Genomic DNA, 23569 nt, shown 5'->3' with positions numbered 1-23569 from the left:
ATCGAGTCCGATTTCCGGGCCGATGCTGTAATCACCCGACGCGTTACGAAGCCTTCAACTGCTCCATCGGCGCATCTTGCTGCGCCAGCAACTCGTGAATGCCTGCGGCAGGGAGCGGCTTGGAGAAGAGATAGCCCTGAAGCTCGTCGCAGCCGCAGATCTGCAGGATGACGGCCTGGTCCTCGGTTTCGATGCCTTCCGCCGTCACCGGAATTCCAAGCGAGCGGGCAAGTGCCACGGTGGCGGTGAGCATTTCCAGTGAGCGGCCGCCCTCTTCCAGCGCCACGACCAGCGACTTGTCGATCTTCATCCGGTCGAAACCGAAGCGGCGCAGATAGCCGGTGCTGGCAAAGCCGGAGCCGAAATCATCAAGCGCGATGCTGAGCCCGATCTGCTGCAGCTTTTCGATGACGGCCTGAGCGCGCTCTGGATGATGAATGAAGTAGCCTTCGGTCATTTCCAGCATCACCCGCTCCGGGGCAATGCCGGTTTCTTCCAAGATCTGCACCACATGTCCGGCAAAGGCTGGATTGCGAAACTGCACAGGCGAGATGTTGATGGCAATCTTCAGGTCCGGCCAGGCGGCCGCTTCCTTGAGCGCCGTGCGCATGACCTGCATGCCGAGCTTGTCGATCAGCCCGCCTGATTCCGCCGCTGCAATGAAGATATCCGGCGAAACCGGGCCATAGCCTGGGCGGTTCCAGCGGGCGAGCGCTTCCACGCCGATGATACGGCGGCTCAGCGTAGAGACGACTGGCTGGAAGGCGACGCGGATTTCGTTGTTGTCGATGCCGTATTTCAGATCGGCTTCCAGCTGCTTGCGCTCTTCACGGCGCGCGTCGAGATCGGCCTGATAGGCGAAGTAGCGGCCGCCGCCACCTTCCTTCGCCTCATACATGGCCATATCCGCCCGCCGCAGCAGTTCCTCGCCATTGATATCGCCACCCTTGGAGACGGCCGTGCCGATGCTGCAGCCGATTGCGGCAACGCGATCACCCAGCATGAAAGGTTCGGAGACGAGTTCCAGCAGGGCGTCGCAGAACATGCGCCCCTCGATACGGGCATTGGAACCCTGCAGCGCAACAGCGAATTCATCGCCGCCAAGGCGCGCCAGCAGGGCACCCTTCGGCGCAAGAACCTTGAGGGCCGCAGCCACAGCCTTGATCAGCAGATCTCCCACCTCGTGGCCGAAGGAATCGTTCACATCCTTGAAGCCGTCGAGATCAAGATAGATGAGTTCCACATAGGAGCCGTCCGCATTCGCGGCTTCCGTCATGCGCTTCAGGCCACGAAACAGGCCGGGGCGATTATGCAGCCCGCTCAAGCGATCGACCAAAAGCTCTTCGCGCATCACCGCTTCCTCACGTCTGAGCTTGCGGATGACGGCAAGGCCGAAGACGAAGAGCACCAGGAAAAAGACGCCGACAATGGCAAAGGCGGTCAGCACCCGCGGGCGCACTTCGTTGAGGCTGACATCGCCCGGCATGGTGGAGGTCCATGTCAGCTTGCCAAGGATATCGCCATGCGGATCGACGATATCGACATAATAGGGTGTGGCCGCAAGGCCGGGTTCCAGCGACAGCCCATTGACCAGATAGGTCTGGCCGAGCTTGGCGACCTTGTCATCGGTCAGATGACGAACGAACACCAGGTAGCGCTTGCCAAGTGAAGGGTCGAGCTCGCCGGATTTCTTGCGCACCAGCGCCACACCGGCGGCGGCAATGCCGTCCCGCGTGCGGATGAAGCCGGTCGTTTCCGGGGTGGCCTCCGGTCCGGCACTGCGGATGCGGTTGATCATTTCGGAAATGCTGCCACCGAAATAGGAGCCGACGCTCCAGGGTGCCGGCGCGCCATTCTGATAGGCCAGCAGCACGCCCTCCTGATCGTCCAGAACGACAGCGGTATCGAAGAGTTCGCTATTGACGGTCATGTCGCCGTAGTTGCTGATGATCCAGCCGGCACCATCTTCGGCATAGACGAAGCGGGCCGCATCGTCCCAGGCGGCGTAATCATTCAGTGTCGCGCCCAGCTGATGCTGGAAGGTGGAAAGCGCGCCGCGCGCAGTCTGGAGAGAACGCTCCTCATCCAGCCGGTTGGCCATCTGGGTGACATTGGTCAGCGCCGAGAGAACGAGCGCGGTGATCAGGGTGACAATGAGCGCAAAGGCAAAAAGAACACCTGCAACCGCAGATCTCCTACCAATCATCCTCATTCTGCTCTGCCCCACACTAGATGCGATTTTTCGCCCTTACAAAGCGCCATCGTGCCGGGGAAACATTCAGAAGAGATTAAAAACGCGCGCAGAAATTTTGTACGAAACGTACAAATATGCCACTTTTGCAAGAAAAAGCCCCTCCCAAGGTTGTGGAAGGGGCGAAAGTTTCACACGCATTTTGCGGGGCCGACCGTTCCATTTGCAATCGAACGGTGGCGACAGCGCACAGCCTGTTACCAGGACGGGATGACGGTGCCGTTATACTTCTCGAGGATGAAAGCCTTCACTTCCGGGCTGTGATAGGATTCAACCAGCGTCTTCACCCAGGGCTTGTCCTTGTCTTCCGTGCGAACCGCGATCACATTCGCATAGGGAGACTTTTCGCTTTCGATGGCGATTGCATCCTTCTTCGGGTTGAGGCCGGCTGCGGTTGCATAATTGGTGTTGATCACCGAGGCATCGGTATCATCCAGCGAACGCGGCAGTTGTGCGGCGTCGAGTTCGACGATCTGGATGTTCTTCGGGTTCTCGGTGATATCGGCTGGCGTGACCTTTAGGCCAACAGCCTCGTTCACCTTCAGCACGCCCTTGGAAGCCAGAACCAGAAGCGCGCGGCCACCATTGGTCGGGTCGTTCGGAATGCCGACAGTTGCGCCATGCTTCAATTCGTCCAGGCTCTTCACCTTCTTGGAGTAGACGCCCATTGGCGTGGTGATGGTGGTGCCGACGCTGACGATATCGAACTTGCGGTCGGCAATCTGGTTGTCGAGATAAGGCTGGTGCTGGAAGGAGTTGGCCTGCAGCTCGCCATCGGCCAGCGCCTGGTTCGGCACGACGTAATCGGAGAAATCGAGGATTTCGATATCGAGGCCCTTGGTCGCGGCAACCTTCTTCACCTGCTCCATGATCTGCGCATGTTCGGCAGGGGTCACGCCGACCTTGATGGTTTCAGCCAGCGCGCTGCCGGCAAAGAGCGCTGCGAGAGAAGCAGCGATGATGATCTTTTTCATGGGTGTCTCCTTGACGTTGTTATCTCTGAGCGCGGGGGCAACCCCGCACTTGAATTCAATTCTTGCGGTTGCGCTTGTCGAAGCTGCGGGCCAGCGCGTCACCGGCGCTCTGCACCAGTTGCACCAGCACGATGAGGACGATCACCACCGCCAGCATCACATCCGGCATGAAGCGCTGATAGCCATAGCGAATGCCGAGGTCTCCCAGCCCACCGCCGCCGACGGCACCGACCATCGCCGAATAGCCGATGAGGCTGACGAGCGTGAGTGTGAGCGCCAGCGTAATGCCGGGCTTGGCTTCGGCCAGAAGCACCTTGGTGACGATCTGAAGCGGCGTCGCGCCCATGGCGCGCGCGGCCTCGATCAGCCCCTTGTCCACCTCGCGGATCGCCGCTTCCACCAGCCTTGCAATGAAGGGAACGGTCGCGACGGTGAGCGGCACGATCGCCGCATTGGTGCCGATCGAGGTGCCGGCGACAAGCCGGGTGAAGGGAATGATCGCCACCACCAGAATGATGAAGGGCGTGGAGCGCGCGGCGTTGACGATGAAGCCGATAATGCGGTTTGCCATCGGCGCCTCGAACAGCTCGCCCTTGCCGCTGGTGGCAAGGAAGATGCCGATCGGCAGGCCAAGCACGGAACCGACGATGCCGGAGACCGCCACCATATGCAGCGTCTGGATCAGACCCTTGAGGAGAATGTTGAACAGCATATCAGGCGACATAGCCAAGCACCTCCGTCGTCAGACCCGTTTCGTCATAGACGCGTTTCGCCCGCGCCAGCACATCCGGCGTTGCCGGATAGGAAACGACCAGCGAACCGAAGGGCGCACCGGCAATTTCCTCGATCGTGCCCGCCAGAATATTCACATCCTGCCCGATCTCGGCGACGAGACGTGCGGTCAATGGCTGGAACGCCGTATCGCCGAAGAAGACCAGACGCACCAGAATACGGTCGCCTGCAGCCGGCTCGCTCTTCAAGCCAGACGTTACCCAATGCGGCAGCTTGACGCCGACGGCAGACGACAACAGGCTGCGCGTCGTTTCGTGTTGCGGATGGGTGAAGATATCGAAGGTGGAGCCCTGCTCGACGATGAGGCCCTTGTCGATGACGGCAACCTGCGAGGCGATGGTCTTCACCACCTCCATCTCATGGGTGATGAGCAGCACGGTCAGGCCAAGCTCGGCATTGATGCGCTTCAACAGTTCCAGGATCGATTGCGTCGTTTCCGGATCGAGCGCAGACGTCGCCTCGTCGGAAAGCAGCAGCTTCGGCTCGGTGGCAAGCGCACGGGCAATGCCGACACGCTGCTTCTGGCCACCGGAGAGTTCGGCTGGATAGCGCTTTGCCTTGTCGCCAAGGCCGACGAGATCGAGCAGCGGTCCAACCTTGCGCGTGATATCGTCCTTGGAGACACCGGAGATTTCGAGCGGCAGCGCCACGTTGTCGTAAGCGGTGCGCGACGACAGCAGGTTGAAGTGCTGGAAGATCATGCCGACGGAGCGGCGAAGCGAGCGCAGGCCGCCCTCGTCCAGCGCGCCGACATCGACGCCATCCACCACCACCTTGCCGGATGTCGGCCGCTCCAGCCCGTTGACCAGGCGGATCATGGTGGATTTGCCGGCACCCGAGCGGCCGATAATGCCGGATATGCCGCCGCGCGGGACGACGAAATCCACGCCGGCAAGCGCGGTGAAGGCCGGCTCTTTGCCATTGCCGCCAAAGGTTTTCGTCACTGCCTCGAAGGCCACCATCGGGTCGGCTGTCGAGGTCGGGATCGGACGCTCTGCGCCCTTACTGATATCGGAATTCATGCCATTGCTCTTGAGGAAATTGTCTCTTCATTCCGGCGGACGGCCCGTCAGGCCACAACCGTTCATGCCGCCATCCGGCACATTCGACAATGAAAGACATCTGAGAGCATGGTCGACTTTCTGAAGACGATGGCTTTCACGCCGTTGCTGGAGCGTTTCGGCCATCTGTGTATCGCATACATGCCCGTATGCGATACCGATTTATAGGCAGGATATTTCAATTATCCGCGAATGACGGAAAAATCTGCCCGAAGAGCGACGGTTGTCGTCACTCGACCTTGGTAACGAACTGGCCCAGCGGGCGACGGATCTTCTTCAGATTGGCAAGCCAGTCGCCCTCTTCCTGACGATAGCCGAGCGGCAGGATCGTCACCGAACGCAGGCCCTTCTCGCGAAGGCCGAGAATTTCGTCCAGCTTGGCAGGCTCGAAACCTTCCATCGGCGTTGCATCCACACCTTCGAAGGCGGCTTGGGCGACAGCCATGCCGAAGGCGATATAGGCCTGGCGGGCGGCATGCTCGAAGTTTACTTCCGGGTCACGATCCGGGTACTTGCCAAGCAGGAACTGGCGGTACTTTTCCCAGCCTTCGTTCTTGAAGCCACGCTCTTCGTTCGTCAGATCGAACATGTGGTTGATGCGCTCCGGGGTGTAATTGTCCCAGGCGGCGAACACCAGAAGATGCGAACCATCGGTGATCTGCGCCTGGTTCCAGGCGATCTCTTGGATCTTGGCACGAACCTCCGGATTGGTGACGACGATGATTTCGAAGGGCTGCAGGCCGCTTGACGTCGGAGCCAGACGCGCCGCCTCGATGATGCGGTCCACCTTGTCCTCGGACACAGCCTTGGCGGGGTCCATCTTCTTCGTGGCATAACGCCAGTTCAGTTTATCGATCAGCATAGAAACTCCTTGGCGGGCCAGCCATGCGCGTCAATGCGCGGTCTGAAGCCCTTTGAAACGCAGATACAGATAGGGTCTGTTGCGCCGCACACAAGAAGGCACAGAAATGTAACCATGCGATTTTGCAGGCGTTTGTGGCCGCTCAATGAACGGAAGATTTCGACAGCAGATTGAGGATGAGCACACCCGCAAGGATGAATGCCATGCCGACAAAGCCCCAGAAATCCACGCGCTGGCCGAAGACGAACCAGCCGAGTGTCGCCGTCAAGAGGATCCCGCCACCGGCCCAGATGGCGTAAGCCACACCCACCGGAATGCGATCGAGGATCATCGACAGGAAGAAAAAGGCAGCGCCATAGCCGATGACGACGGCGATGGAGGGGACGAGGACGGTGAACCCTTTCGATGCCTTGAGCGACATGGTCGCGACGACTTCGCTGATCACAGCAAGGGCGAGAATGGCATAAGCGGGCATGGGCAATCTCCAGTGGCGGAGACTGCTAAACATCAGAAATCGCAGCGCTCGTCACCATCACAGTTTCGTGATGCACCATCGTTAAAACGACGAAGGGCCGCTTGCGGAGCGTTTGCCCCGCCAGCGGCCCTCGTTTACGTTTTCTTACTTCTTGGCGAAGGCCAGAAGATCGGCGTTCAGCACGTCGGCGTTTACCGTCAGCATGCCGTGCGAGAAGCCCGGATACGTCTTCAGCGTACCGTTTTTCAAAAGCTTGATCGACTTCTGGGCCGAGTCCGCAATCGGAACGATCTGGTCGTCTTCGCCATGCAGAACCAGCGTCGGAACGCCAATCGCCTTCAGGTCATCCGTCTGGTCGGTTTCGGAGAACGCCTTGATGCCATCATAATGGGCCTTCGCACCGCCCATCATGCCCTGACGCCACCAATTCTGGATCACGCCTTCATGCACCTTAGCACCATCGCGGTTGAAGCCGTAGAAGGGACCAGCCGGAACATCGCGGAAGAACTGCGCCCGGTTGGCGGCAAGTGCAGAACGGAAACCGTCGAAGACTTCGATCGGCAGACCTTCCGGGTTGGCCTCGGTCTTCAGCATCAGCGGCGGAACGGCGGAAACCAGAACCGCCTTGGCAACGCGGCCTGCCGGTTCGCCATGCTTGGCCACATAGCGGGCAACTTCGCCGCCGCCGGTGGAGTGGCCGATGTGGATGGCATTCTTCAGGTCCAGCGCCTCGACGACGGCAAAAGCGTCGGCGGCGTAGTGGTCCATGTCGTGACCTTCGGACACCTGCTCCGAGCGGCCATGTCCACGGCGGTCATGGGCAACGACGCGGTAGCCGTTGGCAAGGAAGAACAGCATCTGCGCGTCCCAGTCGTCGGAAGACAGCGGCCAGCCGTGGTGGAAGACAACCGGCTGCGCGTCCTTTGGACCCCAGTCCTTGTAGAAGATCTGCACGCCGTCTTTGGTGGTAACGTAACCCATGTTGATATCTCCTTGTACTGAATTGGTTGCTGCATAGGCGGATGAAAAATCGAGTGGCGAGAGTGCGGCGCCTGCAAGGGCGGCACCTCCGATCAAGACACTGCGCCTCGACACGAAAAAGCGGTTGGCGTCATTGGTTGTCCCTGGTTCCGTCATCGCGCTCTCCTGTCGGTGCCTGTCTGGTTGCTGTTGACTTGAACAAGCTAGCGCCTTGCTCTACACAAAACACGTGGCGCAAACGACTTTATAGAAGGCAAAAGTGACAATGACGCAAATGCTGGAAAAAGGTGTCGAGACGGGCGTCCCGAAGACCGTCGATACGAATATCAGCACTATCGAAATTGCGCTACTCATCTATCCCGATTGTCAGCTGGCTGCGATCTACGGGCTGACGGATCTCTTCAGCCTCGCGTCCAGCTGGGCGATGGCGCTGGAAGGTCGCGCCGGTGAAACCGGCATCCGCATCAGCCATTGGAAGATGGAAGGCGACACGGTCGCTTGCATCTGGGATTCGCATCCGGGCGAGCCCCATGCGCTGCGCTACGTCATCGCGCCGCCCAGCATCGTGATGCCGGAGAAGATGCAGAGCATGACGCCCGCCTCGCAGTGGCTGTCAGCGCAACATGCCGAAGGCGTGACGGTCTGCTCGGTCTGTGCCGGCGCTTTCGTGCTGGCCGAAACCGGCCTCATCAATGGGCGCCGCGCCACCACCCACTGGGCCTTTGCCGACAGGCTTTCGGAGCGCTTTCCCGGCATCGATGTGGCACCCGACAATATGATCATCGACGACGGCGACGTGATCACCGCCGGCGGCATTCTCGCCTGGGCCGATCTCGGCCTGCTGCTCGTGGAAAAACTTCTCGGCCAGACGGTGATGCTGGAGACCGCCCGCTTCCTCATCGTCGATCCGCCACGCACCAGCCAAGCCCGTTACAAGGCCTTCCTGCCGCGCTTCGACCATGGCGACCGCGAGGTGCTGCAGATCCAGCACCAGTTCCACGCCACCCCGGAATTGCAAAAGAGCGTTGGCGAACTGGCAGACGGCGTGAACCTCTCGGAGCGCACCCTGCAACGCCGCTTCTTCCGCGCCACGAAACTGAAGCTCACCGAGTATCACCAGAATGTCCGCATCATGAAGGCGCGACAGCTGCTCGAAACCACCAACGGCTCCATCGAATCCATCGCCTGGTCCGTCGGCTACACCGACCCCGCCGCGTTTCGCAAGATTTTCGGACGGCTGACCGGGACGACGCCGAATGTCTATCGGGGGGATGTGCGGGTGTGAGATCCTCGCGCTATTGGAGGCGCGTGCGGAAGAGTTGGTCTGAAGCATCCACCCTCATTCCTGTGCTTGTCACAGGAATCCAGTCAGACCAAGTCTTTGGTCGGGAAGGGCCTCTTTTCGCCGCGCAGACGCGCGTCGGCTGGATTCCTGTGACGAGCACAGGAATGAGGGAGGAAGAGAAACCGCATCAACGGTTTCACCCCGAACGCAAGTCCGGAGTGAAACCATCGCAACAGCCGGCTCTCACCGGCACAACGCCTCAAACGTAGCGGTTGACCACGTTTTCGAGATATTCCTGGCGACCGGACTTCGGCTCGGGGTTGATGTTCTCCCGCTCCACCTTGGCCGCAATCTCTTCCAGCTTCATTTCGCCGCGCAGCATCTTCTGGGCTTCCGGCTGGTCCCACTTGGCGTAGCGCTCAGAAAGCGGCTTGGAGAGCGCGCCGTCTTCCACCATCTTCGCCGCAGCCTTCAGGCCACGCGCGCAGCAATCCATGCCGCCGATATGGCCGATCAGCAGATCTTCCGGATCGAGCGACTGGCGACGCAGCTTGGAGTCGAAGTTGGTGCCACCGGTGGTGAAGCCGCCAGCCTGCAGGACCTGGTAATAGGCAAGTGCCATTTCCGGGACGTTGTTGGGGAACTGGTCGGTATCCCAGCCGGACTGGTAGTCGTTGCGGTTCATGTCGATCGAGCCGAAGATGCCGAGCGTGTTGGCAAGCGCCAGCTCATGCTCGAAGGTGTGGCCGGCAAGGATCGCGTGGCCCTGTTCGATATTCATCTTCACTTCGTTTTCGAGGCCATACTTCTTCAGGAAGCCATAGACGGTCGCGACGTCGTAATCATACTGGTGCTTGGTCGGCTCCTGCGGCTTCGGCTCGACCAGGATCGTGCCCTTGAAACCGATCTTGTACTTGTACTCCACCGCCATGTGCAGCATGCGCGCCATCTGGTCGAACTCTCGGGAGAGGTCGGTGTTGAGCAGCGTCTCGTAACCTTCGCGGCCGCCCCACAGGACATAGTTCTCTCCACCGAGCTTCATCGTGGCGTCCATGCAGGTCTTGATGGTGGCTGCCGAATAGGCAAACACATCCGGATCCGGATTGGTGGAGGCGCCGGACATGAAGCGGCGGTTGGAGAAGAGGTTCGCCGTGCCCCAGAGAAGCTTGACGCCAGTCTCTTCCTGCTTCTTCTGCAGGTAATCGACGATCTCGTTGAGGTTCTTGGTGCTTTCCGCAAACGTTTTGCCTTCAGGACGCGCATCCGCATCGTGGAAGCAGTAATAGGGCGCGCCGAGCAGGCTGAACATTTCGAACGCCACATCGGCCTTCAGCTTGGCCTTCTGCATGTCATCGCCAAACCAGGGGCGGTCGAAGGTGCGTCCGCCGAAAGGATCGCTGCCCTCCCAGGCAAAGGAGTGCCAGTAGGCGACCGCAAAGCGCAGATGGTCTTCCATGCGCTTGCCGGAGACGATCTCATCGGGGTTGTAGTGGCGGAAGGCCAGCGGATTGGTGCTGTCCGGGCCTTCATATTTGACCTTGGCGATATCGCCGAAAAATCCAGTGCTCATCGTTGCTTCTCCCTTGGTGATGTGTGGTGTGTCGGTAGAGGGTGCGGTTCACCCCCCTCTGCCCTGCCGGGCATCTCCCCCTCACGGGGGGAGATCGATTCGTGGTGGGCGCTCGGTTCTACCGAGGCCGAATTTGAAGTGGTGTCCGTCCATCTGGCCGATCTCCCCCCTTGAGGGGGAGATGTCCGGCAGGACAGAGGGGGGGTAAGCCCCACCCTCAACCCCGCCTAATGCGAAAGCGGCTTGATCGCCGGATAAAGCGCCCGATATCGCCCATAAGCCTCTTCGTAAGCGCCTGATAGCGATGTGACCGGCTCGATCGTCTCCTCCGTCTCCGGCTGGCTGCAGACCGCAAGCGGATCGGCCCCCGTCGCGGCAATCAGGCCAAGACGTGCGGCGCCAAAGGCCGCGCCAAAATCGCCTTCGGCCGGAATATCGACCGGTACGCCGAGCGAGGTCGCAATCGAGGCGAGCCAATAGCGCGAGCGCGAGCCGCCGCCGATGGCGGTGACGCGGGAGATGGAGGTGCCAGCCGATTTCAGCGCTTCGAGATTGTCGCGGATCGCAAAGGTCACGCCTTCCAGCACGGCCTGCGTCAGTGCCTTGCGGTCGCTTTCATGCGAAAGGCCGATGAAGGAGCCGCGAATGGCCGCGTCATTATGCGGGGTGCGTTCGCCGGAAAGATAGGGGGCGAAGGTGACGCCGGTCGGCGCTTGCAAGTCGTCGCCCAACTCGCTGGAAAGCTCAGACGCGGATTTGCCGGCAATGCCGGAATACCAGTTGAGCGCATCGGTGGCAGACAGGATGACGCCCATCTGGTGCCAGGTGTTGGGCAGCGCGTGGCAGAAGGCGTGAACGGCACTCTCCGGCTTCGGCAGATAGGAGGCATTGGCAGCAAAGAGCACGCCCGAGGTGCCGAGCGACACAAAGGCATGGCCTTCGGCAACCGTGCCCATGCCGCAGGCGGATGCGGCATTGTCGCCAGCGCCACCGGCCACGACGACCTTGCCGGAAATACCCCAGGCGGAGGCGAGCTCGGAGCGAAGCACGCCCGCTTCATCCGTGCCTTCCACCAGAGACGGCATATGCTTCTCATCCAGATCGGTGGCCGCCAGCAATTCGGAAGACCATGCGCGCGCACCGGTATCGAGCCAGGAGGTGCCGGCAGAGTCGGACATTTCCGAGATGTACTCGCCCGTCAGCCACAGGCGCAGATAATCCTTCGGCAGAAGCACCTTGGCGACCTTGGCAAAAATCTCCGGCTCGTTGTTCTTCACCCAGACGAGCTTCGGCGCCGTGAAGCCTGGAAATACGATATTGCCGGTGATCTGGCGAAAGCGCGGGTCCGCATCGAGCTTGGCAGCTTCCGCATACGATCGCGTATCGTTCCACAGGATCGAGGGGCGAAGAACGTTGCCGCTCGCATCGATCAGCGTCGCGCCATGCATCTGGCCGGAGAGGCCGATGCCCTTGACCGCCGAAAGCTCGGCCGGAAATTTCGCCTTCAGCCCGGCGATCGCCGTTTCGGTCGCCTTGATCCAGTGGGCTGGATTTTGCTCCGACCAGCCGTGATGCGGACGCGAAATATCCAGCGCGCCATTGGCCGAACCGATGACCGTCTGATCGCTATCGATCAGCAGCGCCTTGACGCCGGATGTTCCAAGATCAAGACCGAGATACATGTCGTCCTCCAAGATGGGATGTGATGAGGCTGGCGCAGTTGAAGCCGGGCCGCGCCCGAAACGGGTTCAAACGAAGAGTGCTCAAGGGAGATTGTCCCTCAGGAATATGTCGATACGGATACGCTCCTGCGCTTCGATGACGGTAAGCCCATCGGCACGGGCTTTCAGCACGCGGATGGCGCTGCGCACCTCGTGGCCGGCATCCTGGTTCAGCACGGCATCCAGCACGCCGTCGCGAAGTGCTGCCGCGGTCGTGTCGTTCAACTCATGGGCAATGACGCAGGGTCGGAAGCCATCATGGGCCTTCAGCGCCCGGATCAGACCACGATTGCCGGCACCGAGACTATAGAGCCCGGCAAGCCTCGGATTGTCGCGCAGAGTGTCTGCGACCAGCGCGTCCACCCTTTCGGCATCGTCGCGCCCCTCCAGAACCGGACGGATGGAAAGATGCGGAAACTCCACCTCGATCACACCTTCGAAGCCGGCCAGACGCTCGCGGTGATCCTTCACCAGCATGGAGCCCGCCAGAACCGCAATCTCGGCCGTCTCTCTTGGCAGGAAGCGCCCCATCAGGCTTGCCGCCGTGCGCCCTGCCGCGGCATTGTCGACACCGGCGAAATGGTCGCGCTTGGAGCCCGTCAGATCCGACACCAGCGTCACGACAGCGATCCCGCTGTCAGCCAGACGATCCGTCGCCTCGACAACATCCTCGGAATCGATCGCGACAAAGGCAACGCCCGACGGCTTTTCCAGCCGCGCCACATCCAGCGCCTGGGTGAGTGCCGCCGCATCGAAGGGTGGTACCTCGATGATGCGGATCGAGGTGCGCTCCACATAGGAGCGTGAGGCTGCACACCTCACCTCGTTGCGAAGCCCCGCCATAAAGGAATTGTCGTTGTTGGGAAGAATGAAGACCAGCGCATAGCTGCGCCCCTTGGCAAGGTTGGCGGCTGCGATATCGCGCACATAGCCAAGCTCGGAAATCGCCGCTTCCACCTTGGCACGGGTCAGCTGGTGCACGCCCGGACGCAGGTTGATCACCCGGTCGACGGTGGCGAGACTGACCCCTGCCTTTGACGCAATATCGTGAACTGTCGGCTTCATGCTTCCTCCCGCGCACCGTCATAGAGGAGTTTCTGAGGTACGTAAATCAGAAAATGATGTACGTACCTCATGAAGGAGTGAAGTCGTACGATGTAGCGGCGGAGATGAACTCAAGTCTGATGGTGTCTACGGTTAAGTCGAGGCTCAAGCCCTTCTCCTCCGTCATCCTCGGGCTTGACCCGAGGATCCATAAACCGTTGACTTCATTGGTAACCATGGATCCTCGGGTCAAGCCCGAGGATGACGGCAGAGCGCGTGGATCGACCACCGGCATCCGCCAAAAAACAAGCAGAGTGTCCAACCCAAACAAAAAAGGGGCCACCGTTTCCGGTGACCCCACATGCGCTGCGGTGGATAGGTAAAACTCAGTGCGCGGCATCGGGCGGCGGGGCCGCCTTCGGCTTTTTGATCAGCACCGTCAGGAAGATCAGCCCGGTGAACAGGAAGGTCAAAAGCAGGAACACATCGGCAAAGGCCAGGATCCACGCCTGTTGCGACACCACGCCGACGAGCTTCTTGATTGCCACCGACGCGCCGTCGAGGCCGTAGGAGTCGTAATTGCCGCCGACATTGTTCAGCCAGTCGAGGGCTGCGGGATTACCGTAATTCACATGCTCGGCAATGCGGACATAGTGGTCGTCGGTGCGCTGGCTGAGTACGGTGTTGATGATGGCAAGACCGACCGCACCGCCCAAGTTACGCGTGAGGTTGAAGAGACCGGATGCGTTCTTGATGCGGGCGGGCGGAAGCGTGCCGAGCGCGATATTGTTGATCGGCACCATACACATCATGAGGCCGAAACCGCGCAGGATCTGCGGGATCAGAAGCTCGTTGAAGTCCCAGTCGGCCGTCACATGCGTCATGATCCAGGTGCCCGCCGCAAAGCTGATGAAGCCGATCGCCATCATCACCCGCGGATCGAGCTTGGCCGAAAGCCGCCCCGCAATCGGTGCGGTGAAGAACATGGTCAGACCCGAAACGAACATCGTCTCGCCGATCATCAGCGCATCATAGCCGCGCACGCGCCCCAGATAGAGCGGATAGAGATAGGTCAACCCGTAAAGACCGATACCCATGACGAAGGAAAACAGCGAGCCGATGGAGAAGTTTCGGTCCGCAAAGGCGCGCAGATCCACCACCGGGAAATCCACCTTGAAGGCCCGCCAGAAGAAAACCACCGCACCGATCGTCATGGCAATCGCCGCAATGACGATATTCTCATCGTTGAACCAGTCGTTATTGTTGCCCTCTTCCAGCACATATTCCAGCGAACCAAGGAAGACGCCCATGGAGATCAGACCCCACCAGTCGAACTTCTTCCACAGCGAAGCCTCTGGCTTGTCGAAGTCGATGAACGTCCAGGTCACGATGGTGACGATGATGCCGGGAATGATGTTGACGAGGAACAGCCAGTGCCAGGAAAAGGCATTGGAGAGATAACCGCCAACCGTCGGGCCGATGGTGGGCGCAAGCGTTGCGACAAGGCCGATGATCGGCGAAACGATCGGGCGCTTGGAGGGCGGGAAAATGGTGAAGGCCGCGGCAAAGACCGACGGGATCATGCCGCCGCCGATGAAGCCCTGAATGGCGCGATAGACGATCATCTGGTCGATATTCGTCGCGGTCGCGCAAAGCGCACTGGAAAGCGTAAAGCCTGCCGCACAGGTGGCAAACAGCACGCGTGTGGAGAGGATGCGCGCCAGCGTCCCAGATAGCGGAATCATGATGACTTCCGCAATCAGGTAGGATGTCTGCACCCAGGCGATCTCATCCGAACCGGCACCGAGGCCGGCCTGGATTTCGGCAAGCGATGCCGAAACGATCTGAATGTCGAGGATCGACATGAACATGCCGAAGACCATGGCGAAGAACGCGATCAGGCGTCTGCGGTCCATCGGCGGATCGACGGCGGCCGTCGTGCCGCCGCTCATGCTGGCTGTAGCCGCCATAATGCTTGTCCCTACCTTGATCCGGGCTGCCGGTTACTTGGACTGGTTCTGGGCTGCCTGGGTGTCGGCCGGCTTTGGTGCCGTGCGCGTATCGACATCGACGACGACGCTCAGGCCCGCGCGCAGGTGATGCTTGTCGATATCTTCCTTGGAAAGAACGACACGCACCGGCACGCGCTGGATCACCTTGGTGAAGTTGCCCGTGGCGTTTTCCGGCGGCAGCATGGAGAAGACCGAGCCGGATGCCGGCGAGATCGACTGCACCGTGCCTTCGATCGCGTCATCATCGAACGCATCCACATGCACCTTCACCTTGGAACCGGGCACGACGCGTGCCAGTTGCGTTTCCTTGAAGTTGGCATCGACATAAAGCTCATTCATCGGCACGAGCGATGCCAGGCGCTTACCCGCAGAGACGAGATCGCCCGTCTGCACCGCAAGATTGCCGACCACGCCATCATAGGGCGCGCGAAGAACGGTGAAGGAAAGATCGCGAGCTGCCTTGTCACGCGCCAGTTCCAGCTGCTTGATCGAGCCTTCGGCCTCTTTGCGCTGCGCCTTCAGGAGCTGGATATTGGCCTCAGCCGCAACCACATTCGCCTGACCGGCAGCAAGATTGGCTTTGGCCTGCTCAAGCGAAATGCGGGCATTGTCGGCAGATGCGGCGGTGCCGACATCCTTGGACTGCAGCTCGGTGGCACGCTTGTTGTTGATCTCGGCACCCTGCAGGGCTGCGTCGAGCGCGCCCTTCTGGGCAGACGCCTGGGCGAGCGCTGCTTCGCCGCCTGCGATCTGCGCGTCGATACGGTTCAAGGACAACTGCTGCGTGGCAAGCTGCGCCTCGGCCTGTTCAAGTGCCAGGCGATAATCGCCGTCATCCAGCGTCACCAGCGGATCGCCGGCCTTTACTTGCTGGTTGGCGACGACATCCACCTTCGCCACATAGCCGGACACCTTGGGAGAAATCACCGCGATATCGCCATGCACATAGGCGTCGTCGGTCGACACCATGAAGCGGCCTGTCGTCCAGTAGTCGTAGCCATACCAGGCGGCACCGGCCAGAAGCGCGACACCGAAGATCGGTAAAAGGAAGGACTTGCCCTTCTTCTTCTGCACCGGCGGCTGCACGGGCGCTGCGGCCTTGGGGGCCTCTGCCGGACGGTTTTCTTCAGTGCGGGCTTCAGCCTGAGCTGCGGTCTGGACTTCTGCTTCTTCCGACGTATTGATCGCCCGGACAGCGCCACTCTTTTGAGACGACATGGTAGACACCTGGTTATACGAAATTAATTGAACTGAACCGTTCGGTTCGATTGACATAATCGCTTTTACACCACATATCAAGTGGCATCGAACCACCCGGTTCGATATGTTGAACCGGGTGTTAACCGCGATCGGACGAAAGACGATGACAGAGAAGGTAATCGAGGATGCAAGTTCGGCCACCGCATCGGGTGGGCGCTTTGCTGCGGGTGAAGACCCGTCCAAGCGTGAACAGATCCTCGATGGCGCGTGGCGCATGTTCAAGCAAAAGGGCTTCGACGCCGCCAGCATGAATGATATTACCCGGGAAGCTGGCGTTTCCAAGGGGACTATCTACGTTTACTTCGCCAATAAGGAAGAGTTGTTCGCCGCTTTGATCGACCGCCATCGCAGCGAATTTGCTGACTCCATGCGCGACATTCTGGCCGGGACCGAAGAGGTGCGCGATGGCCTGAGGCAGTTTGGCACGGCCTTTGCGAACCGTCTGGTATGCACTGACATGATCCCTGCCATGCGCTCACTGCTTGGCGTCATCGACCGTATGCCCAAGCTTTCGCGACGGTTCTTCAGTTCCGCGCCCAACAATATCAGGATCGTTCTGGAAGAGTTCATCCGCCATCATATTGAAAACGGCAGCCTCCAGGTTGACGATGTGGAACTGGCCGCGCGCCAGTTCATCGAACTTTCCACCGGCACGTTCTTCAAATATCGCCTGTTTGGCGAATTGGAAGGCCCCGTTCCCGACGAAGAGTTGGAACGCGTGATCTCCAGCGCCATCCGCGTCTTCATGGCCGCTTACGGAACAAAAGCCGCCTGAAGCCATTCATCCTTCCGAGTTAGTCTGAAGCGCCGCCGGGAACCTCTCCTGACGGCGCTTTTGACATGCTTGCGTCGCAACTTATTCGTTATAGATTGCCCATTATCTGCGTTATCACCGTCAAATAATAACCTTCAGTTGAAAGGAAGTCCGGCCCGATGGAGTCCATCGTCCCTCTCTTGTCAGATCCCACCGCATGGGTGGCGCTCGTCACCCTCATCGTCATGGAGGTGGTGCTGGGTATCGACAACCTGATCTTCATCTCGATCCTGACCAACAAGCTGCCGGAAAACCAGCGGGAAAAGGCACGGCGCATCGGCATCGGTCTGGCTCTCGTCATGCGTCTTGGACTGCTCGGCACCGTCGCCTGGATCGTGCAGCTCACAGAGCCGGTCTTTGAAGTCTTCGGCCAGCCCTTTTCCTGGAAGGACATCATTCTCATCGTCGGCGGTCTCTTCCTCGTCTGGAAGGCCACCAAGGAAATCCACCACAACGTGGACCCGATCGATCACAAGGAAGACATGGTTGGCGGCAAGGTTGCCATCACCAGCTTCTCGTCTGCCATCGTGCAGATCCTGCTTCTCGATCTGGTCTTCTCGGTGGACAGCATCATCACCGCAGTCGGCATGACCCCTCACGTGCCGATCATGGTCGTTGCCGTCGTCTTTGCCGTCACCGTCATGCTGCTCGCCGCAACCCCGCTTGCCAACTTCATCGAGCGCAACCCGACGGTCGTCATGCTGGCGCTCGCCTTCCTGCTGATGATCGGCACGACGCTGATTGCCGAAGGCATGGGCTTCCATGTGCCGAAGGGCTACGTCTATGCCGCCATGGCGTTTTCGGCGCTGGTGGAAGTGCTCAACATCGTCTCACGCAATTCCAAGCGCAAGAAGAGCAGCACCCTGCATTGATGCTGTAAAGACATCCCTGGAGCCCGCACCCGCTGCGGGCTCCAGTATAAATTCAAGGCTGAACACGGCGCTTGCGCCTCAAGGCTGAGAGACAAGCAACCTCAAAGACTTGTCCGAGGGCACGCCCGGATACAGCATGCGCGGCACGCCCGCAAAACCCGCAAAGCCGGCAGGAACAAGTGGCACAGCGCCCGCGTTCTTGATGCACCCTTCCCGGGTTATCCCCGCATTGTCTAATGGCAATGCCCTCCTGAAAGTACCCCAGCATGACCACAGAGCAGATCCTGGCCTTCACCGTGATTGCTGGGATGATGGTGGCCTTCATGTGGGACAGGTTCCGCTACGACGTGGTGGCCTGCAGCGCGCTTCTGGTGGCCGTTGCCGTCGGTGTGGTTCCCTTCGACAAGGCCTTTTCCGGCTTCTCCGACGATATCGTCATCATTGTCGGCAGCGCGCTGATCGTCAGTTCCGCCGTGGCGCGCTCCGGCATCGTCGATTTCATCATCAAGCGCTATTTGCCGGAAATGCGCTCGAAGGGCCTGCAACTGGCTTTCCTCATGGTGACCGTTGCCGTCATGTCGGCCTTCATCAAGAACATCGGCGCGCTTGCCATCATGATGCCGGTTGCCTTCCAGTTTGCCCGCAAGTCCGGCAGCCCCGTCTCCTTCTACCTGATGCCGATGGCCTTTTCCGCCCTTCTCGGCGGCTTGATGACGCAGATCGGCACCTCGCCCAACATCGTCGTATCGCGCCTTCGCGAGGAGATGACCGGGCAGAGCTTCAGCATGTTCGATTTCACCCCCGTCGGCCTTGCGCTGACGGTCGTCGGCATTCTCTTCCTCACCGTCGGCTATCGTCTTCTCCCCGTGCGGGCAAAGCAGCAGGCGTCTGTGGAAGATATTCTCGACCAGGCAAGCTACACCGCCGAAGCCACACTTTCGCCCGACAGCGTGCTCGTCGACAAGCCGTTACGCGAACTGCTGCGTCTTGGCGATGGCGACGTGATCGCCAGAACCATTCTGCGTGGCCCGCGTCGCATCTCGCCCTTTCCCGATGTGACGTTGAAGGCTGGCGACACCGTGATGCTGGAAGGCAGCCCGGAAGGCCTCGACCGGATGGTGTCGCAGGCAAACCTCATACTCTCGGGCAAGCCGCTCACCGACAAGGGCGAAAAGGTCGTCGATCTCATCTCCATGGAAGCCGTCATCAGCAACGATTCCCACCTGAACGGCATGTCGGCACGCGAACTGGCGCTCTCCTATACGCGCGGCGTCAATCTGATTGCCGTGTCACGGCGCGGTCAGCGTGTCAGCGAACGCCTGAGCGATCTGACGCTGAAGGCGGGAGACGTGCTGTTGTTGCAGGGCAGCCGCAAGAACGTGCCGCTGATGCTGCAGGAGTTTTCGCTGCTGCCGCTTGCCCAGCGCGAAATCCTGCTTGGCGTCAAGCGCCGCGCCTTTATGCCGCTGATCGTGCTCGCGGCCGCCATGATTGCCGCCGGCAGCGGCCTGGTACCGGTTTCGGTCGCCTTCTTCGCCGCCGCCTTCCTGATGATCGTGGTCGGCGCCATCCCGCTGACGGAAGTCTACAAGTCGGTGGACGGCCCGATCCTGGTCATGCTCGCCGCCCTCATTCCCGTCAGCGACAGCTTGAGAACCACAGGCGCCAGCGAGTTGATTGCCCACTGGCTTGGCAGCGTCGCCCATGGTCTTCCGCCCTTTGCCGCACTTGGCATGATCCTGCTCACCGCAATGGCGGTGACACCCTTCCTCAACAATGCCGCCACCGTTCTTGTGATGGCACCGATCGCCGCGGGCTTTGCCACCACGCTCGGCTTTCGGCCCGAAGCCTTCCTGATGGCCGTCGCCATCGGTGCCGGTTGCGACTTCCTTACCCCCATCGGCCACCAGTGCAACACGCTGGTCATGGGACCGGGCGGCTATCGTTTCAGCGATTATCCGCGCCTTGGGCTGCCACTCTCCTTCATCATCGTCATCGTCAGCATTCCCATGCTGCTATACGTCTGGCCGGTGTCCTGAGGGGGCCACCCCCGGCGCCACCGGCGAGACGGCACAACAGTCTTTTCTTGACGCCTGCGGCGGAATGTGGCCTAAGCCATGCCCAATGGGATGGTGTGAAATGGCGCTTGATCCAACGCCTGTTTTTGCCAATCCTGCCGCATCCAACGTCAATTTCGCTGACAACAGGCTGATTTCAGCCTTGCGTCGCTGCAACGTCACGACGAGTGAATTTCAATGACCACTTCCGGCGTCCGCGTCCGTATTGCCCCTTCCCCCACCGGCGAGCCGCATGTCGGCACCGCCTATATCGCGCTCTTCAACTATCTCTTCGCCAAGAAACACGGCGGCGAGTTCATTCTGCGCATCGAAGATACCGATGCCACGCGCTCGACTCGCGAATATGAAGAGAAGGTTCTGGAAGCGCTGAAATGGACCGGCCTGACCTGGTCGGAAGGCCCGGATGTGGGTGGCCCTTACGGCCCCTACCGCCAGTCCGAGCGCAAGGACATGTATTGGCCTTACGCTGAGGACCTGCTCGACAAGGGCCACGCCTTCCGCTGTTTCTGCACCCCGCAGCGCCTGGAAGAAATGCGCGAAGCACAGCGCGCCGCCGGCAAGCCGCCGGGCTATGACGGTCTTTGTCTTCACCTGAAGGCGGAAGAAGTCACCGCCAAGATGGAAGCGGGCGAACCTTCCGTCGTGCGCATGAAGATCCCGACCGAAGGCTCATGCGATTTCCATGACGGCGTCTATGGCGATGTCTCGATCCCGTGGGAATCGGTCGACATGCAGGTGCTGATCAAGGCCGACGGCATGCCGACCTATCACATGGCAAACGTCATCGACGACCATCTGATGAAGATCACCCATGTGGCGCGCGGCGAAGAGTGGCTGGCATCGGTGCCCAAGCACATTCTGCTCTATCGCTATTTCGGCTGGCAGGAGCCGGTGTTCATGCATCTGTCCCTGATGCGCAACGCCGACAAGTCGAAGCTTTCCAAGCGCAAGAACCCGACCTCGATCTCCTACTATTCCGCACTCGGCTATCTGCCGGAAGCGCTGATGAACTTCCTCGGCCTGTTCTTCATCCAGATTGCTGAGGGCGAAGAGCTGCTGTCGATGGACGAGCTGGCTGCGAAATTTGATCCGGACGCGCTCTCCAAGGCCGGCGCGATCTTCGACATCCAGAAGCTCGACTGGCTGAACGGTCGCTGGCTGCGCGAAAAGCTCACGCCGGAAGAGTTCATTGCCCGCACGCTGGAATGGGCGATGGAGAACCAGCGCCTGACCGAAGGCCTGAAGCTCTCCCAGAGCCGTGTCTCCAAGCTTGGCGAATTGCCCAATCTCGCAGGCTTCCTTCTCTCTGGCGATGTAGGTCTTACACCGGCCTCCTTTGTCGGGCTGAAGAGCAAGCCGGAAGAGATCCTTGAGATCCTGACGACCGTTGCTACCGATCTGGAAAAGATGCCCGACTGGAACGTCGAGGCCATCGAAGCGGAACTGCGCGATGTGGCGGAACGCACGGGCAAGAAGCTGCGCGTCGTCACGCCGCCGCTTTTCGTCGCCATGTCCGGCTCCTCGCGCTCGCTGCCGCTCTTCGATTCCATGGCGCTGCTCGGCCGCTCGGTCGTTCGCCAGCGGCTGAAGGCCGCCATCGCCGTTGTCACGACGATGGTTGGCGCTGCGGGCTAAGGTCGATAAGGTCGCGCCACCCCACCCGCCGTCATCCTCGGGCTTTACCCGAGGATCCACGCCAAGGTCTCCTAAGGCCGACGGATGGAACGAGCGCAAGACTATGGATCCTCGGCTCAAGGCCGAGGATGACGAATACGGAAAACGAGTGCAGCCAACCCACCTGGCCGCCACAGACACAAGAACAACTCGCCCGAAAAAGGCTTCAGGACCATGACCGACACCAAGACGACCGAAACGACTGCCCTGTCCTCCGACGCCACAGAAGTGCGCCGCCAGAAGCTGGCGCTTTTGCGCGACAAGATCGGCGACGTCTATCCGGCGCATTTCCACCGCACGCTGACCAATGCCGAGCTTGCGGAAAAATATGCCGATATCGAGCCGGATGTCGAAACGGGCGATACGGTCACGGTCGCAGGTCGCGTCTACTCCTCGCGCAATTCCGGCATGTTCATGGATATCCATGATGCGTCCGGCAAGGTGCAGATCTTTTCCCACAAGGATACGACGCCGGAAGCGGCCCGCGAGATGCTGCCGATGATCGACATCGGCGACATCATCGGCGTTACCGGCAAGGTGCGCCGCACCAAGCGCGGCGAGCTGACGATCAATGCCGAAGAGATCACCATGCTCACCAAGTCGCTTCTACCGATGCCGGAGAAGTGGAACGGTATTTCCGACGTCGAAATCCGCTATCGCAAGCGCCATCTTGACATCCTCTCCAATGAGGAATCCAAGCTGCGCTTCCAGCAGCGCTCCAAGATCATTTCCGGCATCCGCCGCTTCATGGAGGCCGAAGGCTTCCTCGAAGTCGAGACCCCGATGCTGCAGACGGTCTATGGCGGCGCGACCGCCGATCCGTTCAAGACCTTCCACAATACGCTGAAGATGGACATGTATCTGCGCATCGCGCCGGAACTGTTCCTGAAGCGCACGCTGGTGTCAGGCCTTTCCGACAAGGTCTTCGAGGTCAACCGCAACTTCCGCAATGAGGGCGTGTCGACACGGCACAATCCCGAATTCACCATGCTGGAATGCTACTGGGCCTATGCCGACTATGAGGACATTATGAGCCTCGTGGAGCGCATGTTCGAGACGCTGGCAATCGCCATCCACGGCACCACCGAGCTTGATTTCCAGGGCCAGAAAATTTCCTTCAAGGGTCCGTTCAAGCGCGTGCCGATGCCAGATGCCGTCAAGGAAGCAACCGGCATCGACTTCCTGGCGATCAAGACCGACGAGGAAGCCCGCGCTGCCGCCAAGGCCGCCGGCTTCGAAGTCGAGAAGGACTGGACCTGGGGCGAATGCCTCGCCTTCATCTTCGAAGAAAAGGTCGAAGGCACGCTGATCCAGCCAAGCCACGTGACCCATTTCCCCAAGGACATCTCCCCCTTCGCCAAGGAAGTGCCGGGTGAACCGCGTCTGGTTGAGCGCTTCGAGAGCTATTGCAACGCCTGGGAAGTGGGCAACGCCTTCTCCGAGTTGAACGACCCGGAAGAACAGCGCCGTCGCATGGTGGAACAGCTGGAACAGGCCCACGCCCGCGGCGAAAAGGACAAGCAGCTCGACGACGAATTCCTCGACGCCATCGACCAGGGCATGCCCCCCGCCGGCGGCCTCGGCATCGGCGTCGACCGCCTGGTCATGCTGCTCACCAACGCCCCGTCGATCCGCGACGTCATCCTCTTCCCAGCCCGCCGCCAGAAGGCCGACTGAATTTATAACGCAAAGGACCGTCGCGACGAGCGGCGGTCCGAGATAAGCGGCTTATTGGTTTGGCCTTATCATCCTACCTCACCTGTCCTTGATGCGAGGATCAGCACAGGGATGTGGAAGGGTTCATGCCTTCGGTGGCAACTTTCGATGCCGCTGCTCGCGATGT

At 60.2% G+C, this 23569-nt stretch carries 19 protein-coding genes; 6 read left to right on the top strand and 13 right to left on the bottom strand.

The features are described 5' to 3' along the window. Positions 1–43: 43 nt before the first annotated feature. The 8 genes from AC07U5_RS02765 to AC07U5_RS02730 all read right to left on the bottom strand — a co-directional run bounded on the left by AC07U5_RS02765 (position 44) and on the right by AC07U5_RS02730 (position 7396). Positions 44–2206, bottom strand: coding sequence for a putative bifunctional diguanylate cyclase/phosphodiesterase (locus tag AC07U5_RS02765; protein WP_494722225.1), 2163 nt, complete (start codon positions 2204–2206; stop codon positions 44–46). 242 nt (positions 2207–2448) lie between these two features. Further along, entirely contained in the window at positions 2449–3225 is a 777-nt protein-coding gene (locus tag AC07U5_RS02760; RefSeq protein ID WP_494722224.1) for a MetQ/NlpA family ABC transporter substrate-binding protein, read from the bottom strand. Positions 3226–3280: 55 nt separating this feature from the next. Beyond that, positions 3281–3949 (bottom strand): methionine ABC transporter permease, encoded by a 669-nt coding sequence (locus AC07U5_RS02755; protein ID WP_062427776.1) that lies wholly within the window; start codon positions 3947–3949, stop codon positions 3281–3283. Continuing rightward, positions 3939–4979: a methionine ABC transporter ATP-binding protein gene (locus AC07U5_RS02750; protein ID WP_494723247.1), complete on the bottom strand. Its 1041-nt coding sequence runs from the start codon at positions 4977–4979 to the stop codon at positions 3939–3941. Before AC07U5_RS02750 ends, AC07U5_RS02755 begins: the two co-directional genes overlap by 11 nt. A gap of 87 nt (positions 4980–5066) precedes the next feature. Beyond that, positions 5067–5204 carry a hypothetical protein gene (locus tag AC07U5_RS02745; protein WP_156380110.1) on the bottom strand — a complete coding sequence of 46 codons (138 nt, stop codon included), beginning with the start codon at positions 5202–5204 and terminating at the stop codon, positions 5067–5069. A 103-nt stretch (positions 5205–5307) separates the two neighbouring features. Next, a complete protein-coding gene (locus tag AC07U5_RS02740; RefSeq protein WP_494722223.1) occupies positions 5308–5940 on the bottom strand; it encodes an NAD(P)H-dependent oxidoreductase in 633 nt (210 codons plus the stop codon). Positions 5941–6082: 142 nt separating this feature from the next. Beyond that, positions 6083–6415: a DMT family transporter gene (locus tag AC07U5_RS02735; RefSeq protein WP_062427774.1), complete on the bottom strand. Its 333-nt coding sequence runs from the start codon at positions 6413–6415 to the stop codon at positions 6083–6085. Positions 6416–6559: 144 nt separating this feature from the next. After that, positions 6560–7396, bottom strand: a complete 837-nt coding sequence (locus AC07U5_RS02730) for an alpha/beta fold hydrolase (protein ID WP_494723246.1) — start codon at positions 7394–7396, stop codon at positions 6560–6562. A gap of 265 nt (positions 7397–7661) precedes the next feature. On the opposite strand from AC07U5_RS02730, the gene AC07U5_RS02725 reads away from it, so the two are divergent. Beyond that, on the top strand, positions 7662–8681 hold the full coding sequence (locus AC07U5_RS02725; protein WP_494723245.1) for a GlxA family transcriptional regulator: 1020 nt from the start codon (positions 7662–7664) through the stop codon (positions 8679–8681). Between the two features lie 259 nt (positions 8682–8940). Here the strand turns inward: AC07U5_RS02725 and xylA are convergent, their stop codons facing one another. The 5 genes from xylA to AC07U5_RS02700 form a co-directional block, all read right to left on the bottom strand. Then, positions 8941–10251 carry a xylose isomerase gene (gene xylA / locus AC07U5_RS02720; RefSeq protein ID WP_494722222.1) on the bottom strand — a complete coding sequence of 437 codons (1311 nt, stop codon included), beginning with the start codon at positions 10249–10251 and terminating at the stop codon, positions 8941–8943. Positions 10252–10478: 227 nt separating this feature from the next. Continuing rightward, positions 10479–11933 (bottom strand): xylulokinase, encoded by a 1455-nt coding sequence (gene xylB, locus AC07U5_RS02715; protein WP_494722221.1) that lies wholly within the window; start codon positions 11931–11933, stop codon positions 10479–10481. Between the two features lie 81 nt (positions 11934–12014). After that, the gene (locus AC07U5_RS02710; RefSeq protein ID WP_494722220.1) at positions 12015–13037 is read right to left on the bottom strand and encodes a LacI family DNA-binding transcriptional regulator; all 1023 of its coding nucleotides are present in this window, start codon (positions 13035–13037) and stop codon (positions 12015–12017) included. A 365-nt stretch (positions 13038–13402) separates the two neighbouring features. Further along, on the bottom strand, positions 13403–14986 hold the full coding sequence (locus tag AC07U5_RS02705) for a DHA2 family efflux MFS transporter permease subunit (protein WP_062598958.1): 1584 nt from the start codon (positions 14984–14986) through the stop codon (positions 13403–13405). Positions 14987–15019: 33 nt separating this feature from the next. Next, complete coding sequence (locus tag AC07U5_RS02700; protein WP_494722219.1) at positions 15020–16246, bottom strand: HlyD family secretion protein; 1227 nt, start codon at positions 16244–16246, stop codon at positions 15020–15022. A 145-nt stretch (positions 16247–16391) separates the two neighbouring features. Between AC07U5_RS02700 and AC07U5_RS02695 the strand changes: the two genes are divergently transcribed. The 5 genes from AC07U5_RS02695 to lysS all read left to right on the top strand — a co-directional run bounded on the left by AC07U5_RS02695 (position 16392) and on the right by lysS (position 23403). Further along, complete coding sequence (locus AC07U5_RS02695; RefSeq protein ID WP_494722218.1) at positions 16392–17063, top strand: TetR/AcrR family transcriptional regulator; 672 nt, start codon at positions 16392–16394, stop codon at positions 17061–17063. A 158-nt stretch (positions 17064–17221) separates the two neighbouring features. Then, positions 17222–17974: a TerC family protein gene (locus tag AC07U5_RS02690; RefSeq protein ID WP_062424975.1), complete on the top strand. Its 753-nt coding sequence runs from the start codon at positions 17222–17224 to the stop codon at positions 17972–17974. A 266-nt stretch (positions 17975–18240) separates the two neighbouring features. Then, positions 18241–20013 (top strand): SLC13 family permease, encoded by a 1773-nt coding sequence (locus AC07U5_RS02685; RefSeq protein WP_144621532.1) that lies wholly within the window; start codon positions 18241–18243, stop codon positions 20011–20013. A gap of 216 nt (positions 20014–20229) precedes the next feature. Continuing rightward, the gene (gltX, locus tag AC07U5_RS02680; RefSeq protein ID WP_494722217.1) at positions 20230–21687 is read left to right on the top strand and encodes a glutamate--tRNA ligase; all 1458 of its coding nucleotides are present in this window, start codon (positions 20230–20232) and stop codon (positions 21685–21687) included. Between the two features lie 213 nt (positions 21688–21900). Next, complete coding sequence (gene lysS, locus AC07U5_RS02675; protein ID WP_062424978.1) at positions 21901–23403, top strand: lysine--tRNA ligase; 1503 nt, start codon at positions 21901–21903, stop codon at positions 23401–23403. The last annotated feature ends 166 nt before the right edge of the window (positions 23404–23569 follow it).

The sequence above is a fragment of the Agrobacterium sp. GW821-FHT02D03 genome, assembly GCF_059421725.1.
This window is presented reverse-complemented; position numbering and strand designations above follow the sequence as displayed.